At 69.9% G+C, this 17,242-nt stretch carries 16 protein-coding genes; 7 read left to right on the top strand and 9 right to left on the bottom strand.

Annotated features, from left to right (window positions below; translation table 11 throughout):
* The first annotated feature begins 4 nt into the window (after positions 1 to 4).
* The 4 genes from ACWCQM_RS22250 to ACWCQM_RS22235 all read left to right on the top strand — a co-directional run bounded on the left by ACWCQM_RS22250 (position 5) and on the right by ACWCQM_RS22235 (position 1,830).
* Positions 5 to 184, top strand: coding sequence for a hypothetical protein (locus ACWCQM_RS22250; RefSeq protein ID WP_073750232.1), 180 nt, complete (start codon positions 5 to 7; stop codon positions 182 to 184).
* Positions 185 to 287: 103 nt separating this feature from the next.
* Positions 288 to 722 carry a BlaI/MecI/CopY family transcriptional regulator gene (locus ACWCQM_RS22245; RefSeq protein WP_267075018.1) on the top strand — a complete coding sequence of 145 codons (435 nt, stop codon included), beginning with the start codon at positions 288 to 290 and terminating at the stop codon, positions 720 to 722.
* A gap of 9 nt (positions 723 to 731) precedes the next feature.
* Positions 732 to 1,349: an amino-acid N-acetyltransferase gene (locus ACWCQM_RS22240; RefSeq protein WP_450916901.1), complete on the top strand. Its 618-nt coding sequence runs from the start codon at positions 732 to 734 to the stop codon at positions 1,347 to 1,349.
* A 145-nt stretch (positions 1,350 to 1,494) separates the two neighbouring features.
* On the top strand, positions 1,495 to 1,830 hold the full coding sequence (locus tag ACWCQM_RS22235) for a histone-like nucleoid-structuring protein Lsr2 (protein WP_073750230.1): 336 nt from the start codon (positions 1,495 to 1,497) through the stop codon (positions 1,828 to 1,830).
* Here ACWCQM_RS22235 and ACWCQM_RS22230 read toward each other — a convergent pair.
* The gene (locus tag ACWCQM_RS22230; protein ID WP_450916900.1) at positions 1,809 to 2,396 is read right to left on the bottom strand and encodes an SCO3374 family protein; all 588 of its coding nucleotides are present in this window, start codon (positions 2,394 to 2,396) and stop codon (positions 1,809 to 1,811) included. The two genes, ACWCQM_RS22235 and ACWCQM_RS22230, sit on opposite strands and share 22 nt — an antisense overlap.
* Before the next feature lie 440 nt (positions 2,397 to 2,836).
* On the opposite strand from ACWCQM_RS22230, the gene ACWCQM_RS22225 reads away from it, so the two are divergent.
* A complete protein-coding gene (locus ACWCQM_RS22225; RefSeq protein WP_450916899.1) occupies positions 2,837 to 5,362 on the top strand; it encodes an ATP-dependent Clp protease ATP-binding subunit in 2,526 nt (841 codons plus the stop codon).
* An 80-nt stretch (positions 5,363 to 5,442) separates the two neighbouring features.
* Here the strand turns inward: ACWCQM_RS22225 and ACWCQM_RS22220 are convergent, their stop codons facing one another.
* Positions 5,443 to 8,697, bottom strand: a complete 3,255-nt coding sequence (locus ACWCQM_RS22220) for an NACHT domain-containing protein (protein WP_450916898.1) — start codon at positions 8,695 to 8,697, stop codon at positions 5,443 to 5,445.
* Positions 8,694 to 9,047: a trypco2 family protein gene (locus ACWCQM_RS22215; protein ID WP_450916897.1), complete on the bottom strand. Its 354-nt coding sequence runs from the start codon at positions 9,045 to 9,047 to the stop codon at positions 8,694 to 8,696. Before ACWCQM_RS22215 ends, ACWCQM_RS22220 begins: the two co-directional genes overlap by 4 nt.
* A gap of 455 nt (positions 9,048 to 9,502) precedes the next feature.
* Here ACWCQM_RS22215 and ACWCQM_RS22210 point away from each other — a divergent pair, with 455 nt between their 5' ends.
* Complete coding sequence (locus tag ACWCQM_RS22210; protein ID WP_450916896.1) at positions 9,503 to 10,204, top strand: M23 family metallopeptidase; 702 nt, start codon at positions 9,503 to 9,505, stop codon at positions 10,202 to 10,204.
* A gap of 17 nt (positions 10,205 to 10,221) precedes the next feature.
* Here ACWCQM_RS22210 and ACWCQM_RS22205 read toward each other — a convergent pair whose 3' ends face one another.
* Positions 10,222 to 10,806 (bottom strand): TetR/AcrR family transcriptional regulator, encoded by a 585-nt coding sequence (locus ACWCQM_RS22205; protein ID WP_450916895.1) that lies wholly within the window; start codon positions 10,804 to 10,806, stop codon positions 10,222 to 10,224.
* 137 nt (positions 10,807 to 10,943) lie between these two features.
* Here ACWCQM_RS22205 and ACWCQM_RS22200 point away from each other — a divergent pair, with 137 nt between their 5' ends.
* Positions 10,944 to 12,572, top strand: a complete 1,629-nt coding sequence (locus ACWCQM_RS22200; protein ID WP_450916894.1) for an MDR family MFS transporter — start codon at positions 10,944 to 10,946, stop codon at positions 12,570 to 12,572.
* A gap of 84 nt (positions 12,573 to 12,656) precedes the next feature.
* On the opposite strand, the gene cseC is transcribed toward ACWCQM_RS22200, so the two are convergent.
* The 5 genes from cseC to ACWCQM_RS22175 form a co-directional block, all read right to left on the bottom strand.
* Entirely contained in the window at positions 12,657 to 13,976 is a 1,320-nt protein-coding gene (cseC, locus tag ACWCQM_RS22195) for a two-component system sensor histidine kinase CseC (RefSeq protein WP_450916893.1), read from the bottom strand.
* Positions 13,973 to 14,683, bottom strand: a complete 711-nt coding sequence (gene cseB / locus ACWCQM_RS22190; protein WP_450916892.1) for a two-component system response regulator CseB — start codon at positions 14,681 to 14,683, stop codon at positions 13,973 to 13,975. Before cseB ends, cseC begins: the two co-directional genes overlap by 4 nt.
* Positions 14,684 to 14,694: 11 nt before the next feature.
* The gene (locus ACWCQM_RS22185) at positions 14,695 to 15,390 is read right to left on the bottom strand and encodes a hypothetical protein (protein WP_450916891.1); all 696 of its coding nucleotides are present in this window, start codon (positions 15,388 to 15,390) and stop codon (positions 14,695 to 14,697) included.
* On the bottom strand, positions 15,378 to 15,962 hold the full coding sequence (locus ACWCQM_RS22180) for a SigE family RNA polymerase sigma factor (protein WP_450916890.1): 585 nt from the start codon (positions 15,960 to 15,962) through the stop codon (positions 15,378 to 15,380). The genes ACWCQM_RS22185 and ACWCQM_RS22180 overlap by 13 nt, the downstream gene beginning before the upstream one ends.
* A gap of 180 nt (positions 15,963 to 16,142) precedes the next feature.
* The gene (locus tag ACWCQM_RS22175; protein WP_450916889.1) at positions 16,143 to 17,045 is read right to left on the bottom strand and encodes an A/G-specific adenine glycosylase; all 903 of its coding nucleotides are present in this window, start codon (positions 17,043 to 17,045) and stop codon (positions 16,143 to 16,145) included.
* Positions 17,046 to 17,242: the final 197 nt, after the last annotated feature.

The raw sequence follows: 17,242 nt of genomic DNA, 5'->3' as shown, positions 1-17,242 counted from the left end.
GGGCATGGACTACGTATCCGCGCTCGTTCCCCCCGTGGTGATGGCCGTCTTCTTCGTCGGTCTCGTCATGACGATCATCAAGAGCCAGGGCGGCCCCAACAAGGCCAAGGAGGACGCCGCCGTGGACGCGGCGATCGCCCGTGCCGAGTCGGCCGAGCAGGCTCCCCGGGCCGGGAGCGTCTGACCCGGACCTGAGCACGAAGGGCGCACGGCTCCTGGAGGAGCCGTGCGCCCTTTTGCGGTCCCGGAAATATCCCATTCCAGACATCTAGCACTAAGGTGACGCTGTGCCTCGCCAATTGGGAGAGCTGGAAGACGCCGTGATGACACGGGTCTGGCAATGGAACCGCCCGGTCACGGTGCGGGAAGTTCTGGAGGACCTTCAACAGGAACGGTCCATCGCGTACACGACCGTCATGACGGTAATGGACAATCTCCATCAGAAGGGCTGGGTGCGCCGGGAAGTCGACGGCCGGGCATATCGATATACAGCCGTCTCCACCCGCGCCGCATACTCGGCCGCGCTGATGAACGAAGCCTGGTCGCAGAGCGACAACCCCGCTGCCGCACTGGTCGCCTTCTTCGGCATGATGTCCGCCGAGCAGCGCGAGGCTCTCCGGGATGCGATGCGTGTCGTCGTGCCCGCCTTCCCGGAACCGTCCGAGAGCCGGCCGGATGACGGGGCCACGGCCGATGAAGCACCCCGGGAGGGCGGGCGATAGCGTCGGGGGATGTCCTCAGAGCAACCGCAAACCGAGCACCGCGCCGAGTCGCAAACCGGAGCTCATACCGGCCCGGAAACCGGGTCTCGCGCAGATCTTCATACCGGCCCGTCGGTAAATAAGCCGGCCATCACCGTCCGCAGGGCCAGGACGAGCGATGTCGCCTCCGTCCGGGGGCTCCTTGACGGCTACGTCTCCGAAGGCATCCTGCTCGACAAAGCGACGGTGACGCTTTACGAGGACATCCAGGAGTTCTGGGTCGCCGAACGAGACGAGGACGCCCGTGTCATCGGCTGCGGCGCACTCCATGTGATGTGGGAAGACCTCGCCGAAGTCCGTACTCTCGCCGTCGATCCGGGCATCAAGGGCGCCGGAGTCGGACACCAGGTGCTGGACAAGCTCTTGCAGACCGCGCGCTGGCTCGGTGTACGCAGGGTTTTCTGTCTCACCTTCGAAGTGGACTTCTTCGCGGCACACGGCTTCACCGAGATCGGAGAGACACCGGTCGACGGAGATGTCTACAGCGAGCTGCTGCGTTCCTATGACGAGGGTGTCGCCGAGTTCCTGGGTCTCGAACGAGTGAAGCCGAACACCTTGGGCAACAGCCGGATGCTTCTGCACCTGTGAACGGCGGAACAGACCGGAACCCCTATGTCCGAATCGCGCATGTTTCCCGCGTTCTTGCACTCCTGAACCTCTCCCAGGGGTTTGTGTTTTCCCGGGAAAAGCGGTTTCCTTTCCGCGTACTGCATTTTCGATGAAAGGAAATCCGGTGGCACAGAAGGTTCAGGTCCTTCTTGTTGACGACCTCGACGGCGGCGAGGCGGACGAGACCGTGACGTTCGCTCTTGACGGCAAGACGTACGAGATCGACCTCACCACGACGAACGCGGACAAGCTCCGTGGTCTTCTTGAGCCGTACACCAAGAGTGGCCGTCGCACGGGTGGTCGCGCCGCGACCGGCCGCGGCAAGGGCCGCGCCGTTACCGGTGGCAACAAGGACACCGCCGAGATCCGTAGGTGGGCGCGCGAGAACGGCCACAATGTGAATGACCGCGGCCGCGTTCCGGCCGAGATCCGCGAGGCTTACGAGAAGGCCAACGGCTGACCTGTCGGCCGATGGGCCCACAGGCGTGTCCGGGCGTGCGTGAGCCGGGCCCGGTGGCATTCCGTAGCCGCCGCGTCCACGAGTCGTACGAGATCGGGAGCATCCCCACCCCTGCTCCCGAGGCCGCCGAGGGCCGGGAGCGACTGCTCCACCTCCTGGCGCGTCCCAGGGGGCCGCAGCCAGAACGCGGCCCCCGGCGAGCCCTTCGTCGCCCCGCCGGGCGGCGGTGGAGCCGTGATGTGCCCGCCGAGCCCGACGGCGGACAGGTCGAGGGTGATTCCGCCCCACTCCAGCCAGTCCAGAAGACCGGGAAGCTCCTCCGCGCTGCCCGCGGCCACCAGAAGCCGCATCCGCTGCCCCGCCATCGCCACCGGACCGGTGCACCGGACCCGGCGCAGCGCCGCGTGGCCCGCCGCCGCCGGCATCTCCAGCACGTCGAAGCGCAGCCCCGTCAGCAGCCGCACCGGCGACGTGTCCGTCGTGGCCCAGCCGAGCTCGCGGGCGTACCACTGCGCGCAGTCGTCGGATTCCGGCGCCGAGCGGGGAGGCGGGACGAGGGGAGCCATGTCCGATGAACCGCCGAACCGGTTCCCGGGTTACGTGCTGTCCGTGATCGACTGCTCTGTGTGCTCGCGCCAGGGTGGTGCGGGAGCGTCAGGCGGCGCGAAGTTGTTCGCCCGTAGCGGAGGAAACGGGGGTGCGCCGCATGGACTGTCGGTGGGTGCGGGTAAGACATCCCTAGTGGGAAGGGGCGACACGCGGGCAAAAACGTCTCACGTTCGCCATCGGCGTACTGGCGAAAGGGCTATCTGCCTGGCCTGCGGGAACATCGTCTCGCACCATCGGGTTGGAGCAGTTGTCGGCGTTCGTGGCGGGGCATCCGCCAGGTAGCAAGGCCGGGTGTCGGCAGTTGAAATGAGCGGTCCCCGCTTGCGGGACTAAGCTGCGGAAGGACAGGGAGGGGACCGACCCCTTACTGCCTGACCGCTCTGAGGAGCGATTAACGATGTTCGAGAGGTTCACCGACCGCGCGCGGCGGGTTGTCGTCCTGGCTCAGGAAGAAGCCCGGATGCTCAACCACAACTACATCGGCACCGAGCACATCCTCCTGGGCCTGATCCACGAGGGTGAGGGTGTCGCCGCTAAGGCCCTGGAGAGCCTCGGGATTTCGCTCGAGGCGGTCCGCCAGCAGGTGGAGGAGATCATCGGCCAGGGCCAGCAGGCCCCGTCCGGGCACATCCCCTTCACGCCCCGGGCCAAGAAGGTTCTGGAGCTGTCGCTCCGCGAAGCCCTTCAGCTCGGCCACAACTACATCGGCACGGAGCACATCCTGCTCGGCCTGATCCGCGAGGGCGAGGGCGTCGCGGCCCAGGTCCTCGTGAAGCTGGGCGCCGACCTGAACCGGGTGCGGCAGCAGGTCATCCAGCTGCTCTCCGGGTACTCGGGAGGCAAGGAGGCCGCCACAGCGGGCGGCCCCGCCGAGGGCACGCCCTCGACGTCCCTGGTGCTCGACCAGTTCGGCCGGAATCTCACCCAGGCCGCTCGCGAATCCAAGCTCGACCCGGTCATCGGGCGCGAGAAGGAGATCGAGCGGGTCATGCAGGTGCTCTCCCGCCGTACGAAGAACAACCCGGTCCTCATCGGCGAGCCCGGCGTCGGCAAGACGGCGGTCGTCGAGGGCCTGGCGCAGGCCATCGTCAAGGGCGAGGTGCCCGAGACCCTCAAGGACAAGCACCTCTACACCCTGGACCTCGGCGCCCTGGTGGCGGGCTCCCGCTACCGAGGTGACTTCGAGGAGCGCCTGAAGAAGGTCCTCAAGGAGATCCGCACCCGCGGCGACATCATCCTGTTCATCGACGAGCTCCACACCCTGGTGGGTGCGGGCGCCGCCGAGGGCGCGATCGACGCGGCGAGCATCCTCAAGCCCATGCTGGCGCGAGGCGAACTCCAGACCATCGGCGCCACGACGCTCGACGAGTACCGCAAGCACCTGGAGAAGGACGCCGCGCTCGAGCGCCGCTTCCAGCCCATCCAGGTCGCGGAGCCGTCGCTGCCGCACACCATCGAGATCCTCAAGGGTCTGCGCGACCGTTACGAGGCCCACCACAGGGTCTCCATCACGGACGAGGCGCTGGTCCAGGCCGCCACCCTGGCCGACCGCTACATCTCGGACCGCTTCCTCCCGGACAAGGCGATCGACCTGATCGACGAGGCCGGTTCCCGGATGCGCATCCGCCGGATGACCGCGCCGCCGGACCTCCGCGAGTTCGACGAGAAGATCGCGGGTGTCCGCCGCGACAAGGAGTCGGCCATCGACTCCCAGGACTTCGAGAAGGCAGCTTCGCTCCGCGACAAGGAGAAGCAGCTGCTGGCGGCGAAGGCCAAGCGGGAGAAGGAGTGGAAGGCCGGCGACATGGACGTCGTCGCCGAGGTCGACGGCGAGCTCATCGCCGAGGTCCTGGCCACCGCCACCGGTATCCCGGTCTTCAAGCTGACCGAGGAGGAGTCCTCGCGTCTGCTGCGCATGGAGGACGAGCTCCACAAGCGCGTCATCGGGCAGAAGGACGCCATCAAGGCTCTCTCGCAGGCGATCCGCCGTACGCGAGCCGGCCTGAAGGACCCGAAGCGCCCCGGTGGCTCGTTCATCTTCGCCGGCCCGTCCGGTGTCGGTAAGACTGAGCTCTCCAAGACGCTCGCCGAATTCCTCTTCGGTGACGAGGACGCGCTGATCTCCCTCGACATGTCGGAGTTCAGCGAGAAGCACACGGTTTCCCGCCTCTTCGGTTCGCCCCCCGGTTACGTGGGTTACGAAGAGGGTGGCCAGCTCACCGAGAAGGTGCGCCGCAAGCCGTTCTCCGTCGTTCTCTTCGACGAGGTCGAGAAGGCCCACCCCGATATCTTCAATTCCCTGCTCCAGATTCTGGAAGACGGTCGTCTGACCGACTCCCAGGGCCGGGTCGTGGACTTCAAGAACACGGTCATCATCATGACGACCAACCTCGGGACCCGGGACATCTCCAAGGGCTTCAACCTGGGCTTCGCCGCCCAGGGCGACGTCAAGACGAACTACGAGCGGATGAAGGTCAAGGTCAACGAAGAGCTCAAGCAGCACTTCCGGCCCGAGTTCCTCAACCGTGTCGACGACACGGTCGTCTTCCACCAGCTCACCGAGGAAGACATCATCCAGATCGTCGACCTGATGATCGCCAAGGTGGACGAGCGCCTCAAGGACCGCGACATGGGCATCGAGCTCAGTGCCGAGGCCAAGTCGCTCCTGGCGAAGAAGGGCTACGACCCCGTGATGGGCGCCCGGCCGCTGCGCCGGACGATCCAGCGCGAGATCGAGGACATCCTCTCCGAGAAGATCCTCTTCGGTGAGCTGCGTCCCGGTCACATCGTGGTCGTGGGCACCGAGGGCGAAGGGGACGAGAAGAAGTTCTCGTTCCGCGGCGAGGAGAAGTCGGCACTGCCCGACGTCCCGCCGATCGAGCAGGCTGCGGGCGGCGGCCCGAACCTGTCGAAGGACGCGTGAGGCGCGCGTAGCGCCCGAGCGTACGAAGGGGCTGCCCCGGACCGGTTTCGGTCCGGGGCAGCCCCTTTCCGGTGCGCTCATCAGCAGACGTCGATGTGGAGCCGGCTTCCCAGGCCCTCGCCCCCCACCGGCGTGGCACCGTAGCCCGCGTCCACCGTCACCTGGAGGCCGGGCCAGGATTGCAGCGGCGTGAGATCCAGCGCCGAGGGCCGGGCGGAAGCGACGAAGGTGAGACGGGCGAGCGAGGGGAAAAGGTGCCTCAGGGCCTCCACGCTCTCGCCCGGTGGCGGAGCCTGCACGGTCAGGTCCGCGACGGAGGGCACCGGCGCGGCGGAGCCACTCGTGCCGGGCCAGGGGAAGGCACTGCACCTGAGCGTGCTGATCCGGGGCGCGGAGCGCAGCGCGTCGAGTGCGGACTCGAACGCGGCCACCTCCGAGATCTCCAGTGTGTGGAGTGAGGTCCACGGAGCCAGGCCGTCGAGGAGTAACGGCTGCTCGCACGCGACCGCCAGGCTGGTGACCGCGGGAAGGGCCGGTAGCGCACCCAGCCGGTCCACGGCGAGGTTGTTCAGGCGCAGGACCTGGAGCCCCGGCAGCCGGGCGAGCGGGGCGAGGAGTCCGGGCGCCAGGTGCCGCATGTCCAGCTCCAGGATCCTCAGCGCGGAGAGCTCTGTGAGGGGGGTCAGATCCCGCAGGGCGGGGCACCCGGCGAGCGTCAGGTACCGCAGGGATCCGGCAGAACCGCTCAGCCAGGACAGACGCTCGATCTCCGCGTTCCTCCGCACGAAGAGGGTCTTGAGATCCCTGCCCTGCATCATGGCGCCCAGTTCCTCCTCAGGGGCGTCGACGACCAGGGCGAGGGTGGTCACGGACGGTACGTGGCGAAGACCGCGCAACTGCTCCCTGTCGGTCACTGTGACCAGCACCCGCGCGAGATCGCAGTGCGCCAGCACGTCCCGTGCGTACTGCTCGGCGGGGAAATGGCCCCAGGCCCTCCCGAAGGACCAGCTCCGCTCGGGGTACCGGAGGACCCACGCCCGGGCGTACGGAATCGCCTCGCGGCCCCCGACGGCCCAGATCAGTTCCTCGACCGGCACGGTGGCGGGGCGGTCGGACGCCATGTTCTGCGGCGCGGGGAGGTGCGCCAGGGCCGTTGCGCCGAGGCGTGCGAGTGCGGCCACGTCCTCCCCGTTGTCCGGGGGGAACAACGCGGCGGTGCTCCGTCTCACCCGTTCCCGCACCGCCTGGTCGAGCCAGCTGGCGTGCTGCTCGCACAGGGCTGCGAGGATGTGGATGTCCCTGCGTGCCCGCGAGCCCTCCCGCAAGGCCAGCCCCGCGTCCAGCAGTCCCTCCACCAGCAGGGGAAGCTCCCTGCGCCCACAGTGCCCGGCCGACAGCAGGATGACGTCCTGCCACTGCTCCTCGCCCGCGTGCCCGAGCAGTTCTCCCAGGTGGTCGTCCTCGATGAGCTCCTTCGCGGCCAGGAAGTCCTGGAAGGTGCGGTGGGCGAACTGGTACGTCTCGTCCGTGTGCTCCTGGAGCAGGCCGCTGCGGTTCAGGAGGTGGGTCAGGATCTGGTCGGCCGTGCCCTGGGCGCCGACCCGGTCCATCCCCGGCAAGGCACGGTCCAGCTGCCGCAGTGCCTGCTCGCGGGTGAACTCCGACTGACCCTCGCGTACCAGCCACACCGCGATGCGCTGGAGGAGCTGCGTGTGCTCCTCGACGTCCATGACGATGCCCTCGGGGCGCTCGATCCGGCGCCGCCGGTCGCGGTGGCCCAGCAGCATCTCCAGCGCCGAGCGGTACAGCTTCCAGCGGGTCTCCGGGAGGAAGCCCTCGCGGCGGCGGTGCAGGGCGCAGATCACCGCGCACAGGAGCGGGGTGCGGCCCAGGTCCCGGAGGATGGAGTTCTGCGCGAACTGCCGGGAGAGATCCCGTTCCAGTTCGTTCAGCCTCTCCAGGTCCTCGTCGTCCTCGGACAGCCGCGCCGCCCTGTGCCAGGACCTCACGAAGGACTGGATGTCCTCGTTCCGCATCGGCAGCAGCCGCAGCTCCTCGAAGCCCTCGGAGTCCAGCCAGCCCGGTTCCACGGCCAGGGGGCGGACGGTGGCGACGCAGCGGGTGTCCGGGTAGCGCAGCAGGAACTGGGACAGCCAGGCGCGGGCCTGTTCGCGTTCCTCGGGCGGCACCTCGTCGAGGCCGTCGACCAGCAGCAGCGCCCTGCCCGACTCCAGCACCCGGCCCGCCCAGCCGTCGGGGGCACGGTCGACCACCAGTCCGGCCGCCCCGGACAGCTCCGCGGGCCCGGGGAACTCGCTGCCCCGGGCGCGCAGGGTCCGCAGGGGGACGACGAAGGGGACAAGGCCGTTCAGCGGTTCCAGCGCGTCGCTCAGGGTCCTGGCCGAGGTGTGGGCGGCCAGCCACCACAGAAGGGTGGTCTTCCCGGCACCCGCGTCGCCCCGGAGCAGGACCCGGCGCCGGTCGGCGAGGAGCGCGTCCACACGCTGGGGTCCCGAGGGCGGGAGCAAGGGGGCCTGGTGCGGAGACTGGGCCTCCAGGCTCAGATAAGCCGTGTCCAGGTCCCATTCCGAGTCGTGCCGGCCCAGCTCGTCGAGGCCGAAGATCTTCGTACGCCGGTACGCGGCGCCGATGGAGGCCGCGTACTCCTCCTCGTACCGGAGGTCTCGGGGGAAGTGTCCGTGGATCCTCTCGTGGCGGAGCGGGGTGCCGCCCTGCTCGTAGACCAGGCGGAACGGCTTCGCCTCCAGTACGGGCCCCAGCGGTACGCACTCGACGCGCCTGTCGCCCCGCTGCAGGGGGACCTGGCGGGCGATCCCGAGCAGGACGTCACCCGCGAAGACGGGCCCGCCGGAGAGTCCCGCGAGCGGGGAGGACTCCTGGCCGGGCCCGACGGCGGGCGCCCCGTCGAGATCGCAGACCAGCAGATTGCGCATCCGGCCCGCCATGGGCAGGACCGTCGCCGTGTACTGGTCGGCCTCCGCGTGCTTCTCGGCGCCGTACCGCTGGATGCGGGGGAACCCGGTGATCTCGCAGTGGTCGATGGCCTGCCGGGTGTCCACCAGGCCGAGCCGGACCGGGCCGACCGGAAGGACCGGGTCCACGGCCTGGAGCAGGGCGGCGTCGAGATCGTGGTCGATCCAGACCACCGTGGCCGGGACGGGGCCCGTGACGTCCGGGTGGGCGAGGTGGCACCCGTTGCTGCCCCTGACCACATGGGCGCAGGTCAGCACCAGCCGGTCGGTGAGCAGGACCCCGCTGCCCTGGAGGGTGCCGGAGACGACGACGGTGCGGTCCGCGGGGTGCGGTGCCCTCACGAGCCTGCCGCACCGCCGAAGTGTGCGGTGCTCCCCGTCTCCTCGTCGCCGATCTCCCAGGCCTCCCCGGTCACGGCGTTGCGGGGGGTCAGGGTGAAGCCGACCTTGTGCGTGCGGCCGATGGACCGCGAGGTGTCCGCGCCCGCCTCGACCACCCAGGCCTTCACCTTGCCGCCCGCCTTGTGCTCCCTGCGCAGTTCGAGGGTGAACTCCATCTGGATGTCCCCGACGGAGAAGGCCACGGGCCTGCCGGTGGCGCGGGTCGCCGCGTCGATGAGCTGGTTGCGGATCGACTCGACGGCGTCGGCGAGTTCGATGCCGTCCAGGCCGTGGGTGCTGTCGTCAGCCATGGCTTCCCCCCGGGGTGCTGAGCAGGTGTCCGTCAGCGTAGTCAGCACCGGGGGCCGAAGGTCCCGAAACGGACAGGCTTCCGGCCCACCGACGGTGACAAGGCGCACAGGCCGTTTCGGGCCTACTAGGCGCCCTAGGAGACGTGGCGGCGAGGGGCGGAAGGACCTTCGGCCCGCCGCCGACGAGACTTTCGGCGTTTGAGTCGATATGCCCGCCTTGGTGGTCTGTGTCCGGGAAGGACGCCTTTGGAACTGGGGTTAAACCCGCTTCGCGCAAATAATCGGGAAGATCGTCCGCCATCTCCGGGTCGGCCACCGCGGCGAATTCCCGCCCCCCTCGACTACGGCTTTTGATCGTAGATGGGGGGTTTGAGTGTTGCTGGGGGTGCGGGTTACCAAGGTGGAGCAAGCCCGGTCCGAGCACCGGGTCCATTCACCCCGGAGGTACTCACCGCATGTCGAAGCGCGTTACGTTCCAGCACTCCCGCCGCCCGTCCATGCCCCGCGCCACCGGCGCCGTCGTGGCCGCAGGCCTGGGTGCGTCGATGGTGTTCGGTGCGGGCGCGGCGTTCGCGTCCGGCACGACGGACACCGCCGCCCTCGCCGGTGCGACCACCGCGGGCTCCGTCGCCGAGCAGGCGACCGCCCAGGGCAAGGCCGCCGAGAAGGCGAAGGCGGACAAGGCCGAGGCCAAGAAGAAGGCCGCCGCCAAGAAGAAGGCCGCGGCGAAGAAGAAGTCCGCCTGGGAGGCCCCGGTCAACAAGTACGTCCTGAGTGCCACCTACGGCACCGGCGGCGACCGCTGGGCCAGCAAGCACTCCGGCCAGGACTTCGCGGTGCCGATCGGCACCAAGGTCGAGGCCGCGCACACCGGCCGGGTCGTCAAGGCCGGCCCGAACGGCGGCGGCGACGGTCCCGCGTACGGCAACGCCATCGTGATCAAGCACGCCAACGGCAAGTACTCGCAGTACGCGCACCTGTCGAAGATCGACGTGAAGATCGGCGACCGTGTGAAGACGGGCGAGAAGATCGGCCTGTCCGGCAACACCGGTAACTCCAGCGGCCCGCACCTGCACTTCGAGATCCGGACGACCCCGAACTACGGCTCGGCGATCAACCCGGTCTCGTACCTGAACTCCGTGCACGTCCACATCTGACGGACGCCGTGCGGCCGCTAAGCGGCGGGCCCGTGGTCATGGGCCTTGGTCACCAGCTCGATGGCGACCTCGAGAGCAGCCTTGCGCTTCTCCTCGGGGTCGCCTTCGGCGTTCCGGAGGGCCATCATCCCGGCGTGCATCGTGAAGAGCGCGCTGAAGCACCGCACCTGGTCGGTCAGTGCGGCGTCGGGGTCCTTGATCAGGTCGACCAGCGAGATGACCCGGTGCTTGATGGTGTGGCCGATGCTCAGTTCGCGTACCGTCGCCTGGTTCTCCTGCATGAAGACGAAGAGCGGCTCGGCGGCCCTGAGCGCCTCGCTGTAGCGGATCAGGATCTGCTTCTTCGTCTCCAGGGTGCGCGGCTGGCCCTTGCCCCACTCCAGGAGCTCCTCGACCGGCCGGTTCAGGTCCTCGAAGATGCCGACGAGGATGTCTTCCTTCGTCTTGAAGTGGTAGTACAGCGCAGCCTTGGTGACCTGCAGCTTTTCGGCGATCTCGCGGAGCGAGGTCTTCTCGTATCCCTGCTCGGCGAAGAGCTCCAGGGCGACGTCCTGAATGCGCTGGCGGGTGTTGCCCCGGCGAGGCTGCGGCGTGCTGCCCATGCGACTCTCCCACTAACTTACTTGACGACCGGCTAGTTACGGGTCTACCTTCCCGCAGTGTAGTCAACTAGCCGGGCGGCAAGTAAGTGCCGGGGCCGGTGGCAGTCAGCGCGATCAGGGGATCAGGGGAGAAGGACATGGCGGAGCTCAAGAAGGCGGCGGACCAGCCGGCCGAACCACAGGCACGCAGCGTCAGGGTGGTCGTACTCGCCCTGATGATCACGATGCTGCTGGCCATGCTCGACAACCTGATCGTCGGCACCGCGATGCCGACGATCGTGGGTGACCTGGGCGGCATGGAACACCTGTCCTGGGTGGTCACCGCCTACACCCTGGCCACCGCCGCCTCCACCCCCATCTGGGGCAAGCTCGGCGACCTCTACGGACGCAAGGGCGTGTTCCTCGCGTCCATCGTGATCTTCCTGGTCGGCTCCGTGCTGAGCGGCATGGCCCAGGACATGGGCCAGTTGATCGGCTTCCGCGCGGTGCAGGGCCTCGGCGCCGGCGGCCTGATGGTCGGAGTGATGTCGATCATCGGTGCCCTGGTCCCGCCCCGGGAGCGCGGCAGGTACCAGGGCATGATGGCCGGCGTCATGGCGATCGCCATGATCGGCGGACCGCTGGTCGGCGGCGTCATCACCGACCACCTGGGCTGGCGCTGGAGCTTCTACATCAACCTCCCGCTCGGCGTGATCGCGCTCGCCATGGTCACGGCCGTGCTGCACCTGCCGCGCACGGAACGGTCGAAGGCCAAGGTCGACTACCTGGGCGCCGCGCTCCTCACCGTGGGCATCACCGCGATCGTCCTGGTCACCACCTGGGGCGGTACGGAGTACGCCTGGAGCTCCGCCGTGATCATGGAGCTGATCGCCCTCGGCGTCGCCTCCCTCGTCGGCTTCCTCTTCGTCGAGACGAAGGCCGCCGAACCGATCATGCCGCTGCACATCTTCCGCAGCCGCAACTTCACCCTCATGTCGGTGATCGGCTTCATGGCCGGCTTCGTGATGTTCGGAGCGGTGCTCTTCCTCCCGCTGTACCAGCAGTCGGTCCAGGGGGCGTCCGCGACCAACTCAGGGCTGCTGCTCCTGCCGATGCTGCTGGCGATGATGGTCGTGTCGCTGATCGCGGGCCGGGTCACGACCAGCACCGGCAAGTACCGGATCTTCCCGATCATCGGCAGCGCCCTGATGGTCACCGGGCTGTTCCTGCTCTCCACCATGGACACCGGCACCACACGCCTCACCTCCGGTGTCTACATGGCGGTGCTCGGCGCGGGCATGGGCTTCCTGATGCAGATCACGATGCTCGTCGCCCAGAACAGCGTCGAACTCAAGGACATGGGTGTCGCCTCGTCCGCCACCACCCTCTTCCGTACGCTCGGCAGCTCCTTCGGCGTCGCGATCATGGGCGCCCTGTTCAACGGACGCGTGCAGGACGAGATGGCGGCGCGCGGCGGCGGCGGGGCGACGGAGCAGTCCGCGCAGCTGGACGCGTCGAGCCTGGCGAAGCTCCCGGACGTGGTGCGTGAGGCGTACGAGTACGCCGTCGCCTCCGGGACGCACATCGCCTTCCTGGTCGGCGGCTCGGTCGCGGTGACCGCCCTGATCGCGTCGGTGTTCGTCAAGGAGGTCCCGCTGCGGGGCGCCGGGAAGCCGGAGGCGTCCTCGGACGGCCCCGCAGGTCCCGCCGACGAGGTTCCCGCAGGTTCCTCCGACGCCGTTCCCACCGCGGGGACCGAGCCGGCCAAGGCCTCGCAGAACGCCTGAGCGGGCCGCACGCGAGCGAGCCGCACACCACGCATCGGGGCCCCGGAGGCGACTCGCCTCCGGGACCCCGGCGCGTGCGCACGTTCAGCCCAGGTCCGCCTGCCGCAGTACCGGGAAGCTTCCGGTGTCCGTCGGCGCGTGCTCGGGCAGCCACAGCACGGCGACCGCCCCGCCCTCGGCGCCCCCGGCCGGCCCCGCGTTGCGGAAGGTCAGCCGGGCGCCCAGGACCCGCGCCTGCCCGGTGGCGATGGTCAGGCCCAGACCGTGCCCCCGCACCGAACGGTCACTGCTGCCGGTACGGAATCTGCTCGGCCCCTCCCGCAGCAGCGCCTCGGGGAAGCCCGGCCCGTGGTCGCGGACCCGTACCACCCGGCCCTCGACCGTGACCTCGACCGGCCCCGCCCCGTGCTTGGCGGCGTTGCCCAGCAGATTGCCCAGGATGCGTTCCAGCCGCCGCGGATCGGTGGAGACCCAGGACTCGTGCACCACCCGCACCGTGATCTCCGGATCGAGCAGCCTGACCCGGCGGCCGACGAACTCGCCGAGGGCCAGCTCCTGGAGCTCGGCCCGCTCCGAGGCGCTGTCCAGCCTGGCCACCTCCAGGACGTCCTCGACCAGGGTCCGCATGGCCTGGGCCCGGTCCCGTACGAGCTCCGTCGGCCGCCCCGGCGGCAGCAGCTCGGCCGCCGTGAGCAGCCCGGTCACCGGGGTGCGCAGCTCGTGCGCGATGTCGGCCGTGACCCGGCGCTCCGCCTCGATCCGCTCGTTCAGCGCGTCGGTCAGCGCGTCCACGGCCCGGGCCAGCTCATCGGTCTCGTCCCGTACGACACCGCCGACGGCCTCGCGCACGCGCACCTCTGTGTTGCCCTGCGCGACCTTGCCGGCCGCCGCCGCGGCCTTGCGCAGCCGCCGGGAGAGCTGGCCGCCGATCAGGACGCCCAGCGCGCAGCCGCCGAAGACGACCGAGACCGAGCCGATGATCAGCGCCCGGTCGAGGTCGCCCATGATCGTGGCGCTGCGGTCGGCGAAGCGGGTGTGCAGGGAGAGGACGTCGCCGTTGGCCAGCGGCACGGCCGCCCAGACGTCGGGTACCCCGTCCTCGTACTCGTCGACGTGCGTCGCCCGCCGGTTGTCCCGTATCTGGTCGCGCAGGCTCTTCGGCAGCGACGGGTCGTTGATCTTGGAGCCGAACTTCGGCGACGGCTTCTGGGTGTTCGTCGCCTCGTACAGCCGCTGGGCGAAGAGCAGCCGCTCCAGCTGCACCTCGCGCGCGTTCTCCAGCATCGAGACCCGGGCCGCGTTGTGGACGACGAGGCTCAGCGCCAGCGCGATGAGCGCGCCGACCGCGGCGATCGCGATGCTGATCTTCCAGCGGACCCCGGTCCGCAGCGCCAGCCGCCTCATGCGCGCAGCTTGTAGCCGAAGCCGCGGACCGTCTCGATCCGGTCCTGCCCGATCTTGGTCCGCAGCCGCTGCACATGGACGTCGACGACACGGGTGTCCCCGCCCCAGCCGTAGTCCCAGACCCGCTCCAGGAGCCTGTCCCGGGAGAGCACGGTGCCAGGCGCCGCGGAGAACTCCAGCAGCAGCCGCATCTCCGTGGGCGTCAGGCCTACGTGCGCGCCGCTCCTGCGCACCTCCATGCCCTCGGTGTCGATCTCGACGTCGCCGAACACCAGCACCCCGTCCGCGCCGGCCCCCGCCCCGGCGCCGCCGTCGCTCCGCCCGCCGGCCCCGGCCGCGTGGCCGAAGCGCCGCAGCACGGCCCGGATACGGGCGACGAGCACGGCCCCGTCGAACGGCTTGGTCACGTAGTCATCGGCCCCCGCCTCCAGGCCGAGCACCACGTCGATCGCGTCGGCCCGCGCCGACAGCATGATCACCGGCACCGTCGACTCGTCCCGGATGCGCCGGCACAGACTGACGCCGTCGAGCCCGGGCACCATCACGTCCAGCAGCGCGATGTCAGGGCGGTCCGCCCGGAAGGCTTCCAGTCCCAGCAGGCCGTCGGGCACCGCGGTGACCGTGAAGCCGACCCGCTCCAGGGCGAGCTGGGTGGCCTCGCGGATGACGTCGTCGTCCTCGACGAAGAGGACATGGGTCTCGGCCATGCGAACGGCTCTCAGTTCTGTGCCGTCTGCGGTGCGGGGAGTGCGTCCTCCCCGCTGCCGACGGCCCGGTTGAATTCGTTGTGCACCCGGTCGGTCTCGGTGAAGCGGCCGGAGGCCCAGCGGTAGGTGACGACGTCCTCGCCCGAGGGGTACGCCACCGAGTCCTTCGAGCCGTACACCTGGGTCGTCACCACCAGGTCGCCCCGGTCGATCGTCCCGTAGACCGCGGGCACCTCGGCGGCGAAGACGTTCCCGTAGGAACCGTCGGCGTCCCGCCGGTAGACATAGGTACCGACCCCCACCAGATCACCGCAGGTCATCACGTTGACCACGACATCGGCCGAGGGGCCGCCCGTGAGCGTGCCGTACGAGGTGTCGACCGGGTACTGGTCGCCCGCGCAGGGCTTCAGACCGGCCTTGAGCGCCCGGTCCACCTTCGGATCGGACTTCACGAGCGCCACGGCGTCCACCCGGGGGGCCGGGCGCGCCGTGCCGGTGGCGGCGGCGCTCGACGGCGTCGCCCGTGCCACCTGCTGGGTGCCCGCGGGCCCCTCGTCGCGCGTGCCCGTGCCTCCTGTGGAACAGCCGGAGCAGAACAGCCCGACGGCGGCGAGCCCGGCCAGTGCCGTGCTCCCCGCCGCCAGACCGGCCCCGAGTCTCCCGCGACCGGCGGCCGTGCCGCCCCCACCGCCTGTCAGGCCGCGCACCGCTCCCGCCCCCGCTCGTCATGACGCCTGTCCGGCTGTGCGGGTATCCGCGCCGGTGCCTCCTCGACCGCACGGCTCCGGGCCGCGCGGTCCTCCAGCTCCTGGCGCAGTCGTGCCAGGGCGCGGTGCAGCGTGCTCTTCACCGTACCGGCCGACATGCCGAGCGCCGCGGCCGTCTCCTCCGTGCTCATCTGCTCCCAGTGTCGCAGCACGACGACGCTGCGCTGCTTCGGAGCCAGCACGCCGAGTACGTCGATGAGCAGGGCGCGGTCGGCGCGCTGCTCGGCACCGTCGTCGACGCTCGCGTCGGGGAGCTGGTCGGTGGGGACCTCGTCGAGCTTGCGGGCCCGCCACCACTCCGTACGCGTGTTGATCATGACGCGGCGCAGATAGGCGTCCGCGAGCGACTTGTCCTCGATGCCGTCCCAGCGGCCGAGGGTGCGGACCAGCGCGGTCTGCAGCAGGTCCTGCGCGTCCACGGGGTCGGGAACCAGCCGGCGTGCGCTGCGCAGCAGCGCGTCCTGCCTGGTACGCACGTACTCCTCGAATGCGAGCACCTCGCCCTGCGCCATCACAACCGCCTCCGTCCCCGTGGATCCCCGTCGTACCGCTGCCGGCGGGTGGTCCCGTCGCCGACGTCCGATGACGTTACGGAGGCGTTGTCACGAGGCTGTGCGGAGCAGCCGTACGCGGACGCACGGCTGTCCATCGGTTGTGTAACAGCCGATGGACAGCCGGTCCGTCGTACGAGGTCAGGTCAGGGGCAGCCGGTACCGGCCGTTCGCCAGAGGCTCGACGAGTCCGTCGGCGACGAGCCCGTCCAGGGCGCGCGCCCGCTGCACGGGCTCCTCCCACACCGCGTCCAGCGCGGACTGCGGCACCGGGGTGACCGCGTCGCGCAGCACCGCCAGCAGCCGGCCCCGCACCTGCCGGTCCGTACCGGCGTAGGTCTGGCCGCGGCGCGGCGGCCCCTCGTGGGCGGGCTTCCCCGCCAGCCGCCAGGCGCACTGTCCGGCGATCGGGCAGCGCGTGCAGTCCTCGTTCTTCGCGGTGCACACCAGTGCGCCGAGTTCCATCGTGGCCGCCGCCCAGCGGGCGGCCGTCTCGTCCTCCTCGGGGAGCAGCGCGCGGGCGAGCTTGCGCTCGGCCGCGGTCGTCGCGTTCGGCGGGTACTGGATGCCGGTGGCCGCCCGGGCGAACACCCTGCGGACGTTCGTGTCGAGCACGGCATGACGCTGCCCGTAGGCGAACGAGGCCACGGCCGCGGCCGTGTACTCCCCGATCCCGGGCAGTGCGAGCAACTGGCCGTGCTCGCTCGGCACATCGCCGCCGTGGCGTTCCGTTATCGCCTGCGCGGCCCCGTGCAGCCGGAGCGCACGGCGCGGGTAGCCGAGCCGGCCCCAGGCGCGGACGGCTTCGCCGGGTGCATCGGCGGCCAGGTCCGCGGGGCGCGGCCAGCGGGCCATCCACTGCTCGTAGACCGGGAGGACCCGGTTCACCGGGGTCTGCTGCAGCATGAATTCGCTCACCATCACACCCCAGGCACCCGCTTCGGGGCGGCGCCAGGGCAGATCGCGGGCGTGCTGCTCGAACCACCCGATGACGGGGGTGTGGAGGGAGGCGGGGGGCGTCTGAGTCGAAGTCGTGGCAGTCATCGCACTCTCGATCCTGGCACGGAAGAGCACACGATGTGCACGGCCCCGGGGGGTGTCGGGCCCGGCTGGGGGCTCACGGGGTGATATCGCCACCCGTTCTGTCCCTTCGTACGGGGCGGACGAGTTCCGAGCGGTGCAAAGCGGCTGTTAGCGCCCGGGAACGGTCCGGCCGTGATGATGATCCGGAAAACTTGTCG

Source organism: Streptomyces sp. NPDC002125, assembly GCF_053593715.1.
Note: the sequence above shows the minus strand (reverse complement) of the source record. Positions and strands in the feature narration are given on the sequence as shown.

Coding starts and splice junctions, on each gene's coding strand:
- ACWCQM_RS22250 (WP_073750232.1), top strand. CDS start 5: ATGGACTACGTATCCGCGCTCGTTCCCCCCGTGGTGATGGCCGTCTTC.
- ACWCQM_RS22240 (WP_450916901.1), top strand. CDS start 732: ATGTCCTCAGAGCAACCGCAAACCGAGCACCGCGCCGAGTCGCAAACC.
- ACWCQM_RS22230 (WP_450916900.1), bottom strand. CDS start 2,396: ATGGCTCCCCTCGTCCCGCCTCCCCGCTCGGCGCCGGAATCCGACGAC.
- ACWCQM_RS22225 (WP_450916899.1), top strand. CDS start 2,837: ATGTTCGAGAGGTTCACCGACCGCGCGCGGCGGGTTGTCGTCCTGGCT.
- ACWCQM_RS22215 (WP_450916897.1), bottom strand. CDS start 9,047: ATGGCTGACGACAGCACCCACGGCCTGGACGGCATCGAACTCGCCGAC.
- ACWCQM_RS22210 (WP_450916896.1), top strand. CDS start 9,503: ATGTCGAAGCGCGTTACGTTCCAGCACTCCCGCCGCCCGTCCATGCCC.
- ACWCQM_RS22205 (WP_450916895.1), bottom strand. CDS start 10,806: ATGGGCAGCACGCCGCAGCCTCGCCGGGGCAACACCCGCCAGCGCATT.
- ACWCQM_RS22200 (WP_450916894.1), top strand. CDS start 10,944: ATGGCGGAGCTCAAGAAGGCGGCGGACCAGCCGGCCGAACCACAGGCA.
- cseC (WP_450916893.1), bottom strand. CDS start 13,976: ATGAGGCGGCTGGCGCTGCGGACCGGGGTCCGCTGGAAGATCAGCATC.
- cseB (WP_450916892.1), bottom strand. CDS start 14,683: ATGGCCGAGACCCATGTCCTCTTCGTCGAGGACGACGACGTCATCCGC.
- ACWCQM_RS22180 (WP_450916890.1), bottom strand. CDS start 15,962: ATGGCGCAGGGCGAGGTGCTCGCATTCGAGGAGTACGTGCGTACCAGG.
- ACWCQM_RS22175 (WP_450916889.1), bottom strand. CDS start 17,045: ATGACTGCCACGACTTCGACTCAGACGCCCCCCGCCTCCCTCCACACC.